Below are 206 nucleotides of genomic sequence, written 5' to 3'. Positions count from 1 at the left end.
CTTGGTTGTGAGAGTAAATGATGATGGAAATTGCACAGTGGTCTAATAATACTTTTGGAAAAGCCAATTTAGGCGATCCCCGTCGCACTGCACGTTTGGTAAAGTTGGCGGCATCGTTAGCCAGCTCACCAGGAAAACCTATCGTGAATATCACACAATCTCCCGCAGATATGGAAGGCGCGTATCGCTTTATTCGTAACGAACAC

General features: G+C 45.6%; 1 protein-coding gene. It reads left to right on the top strand.

All coding sequences use genetic code 11. From position 1 onward, the window contains the following. Positions 1–20: 20 nt before the first annotated feature. Positions 21–206, top strand: a 186-nt coding sequence (locus ACXAH6_RS20535) for an IS4/Tn5 family transposase DNA-binding protein (protein WP_474879848.1), incomplete at its 3' end; no start/stop codon positions are given.

The organism is Alteromonas sp. ABE4_545, assembly GCF_056161325.1.
The sequence above is the reverse complement of the archived record's forward strand: the minus strand, read 5'-3'. Positions and strand labels throughout refer to the sequence as shown.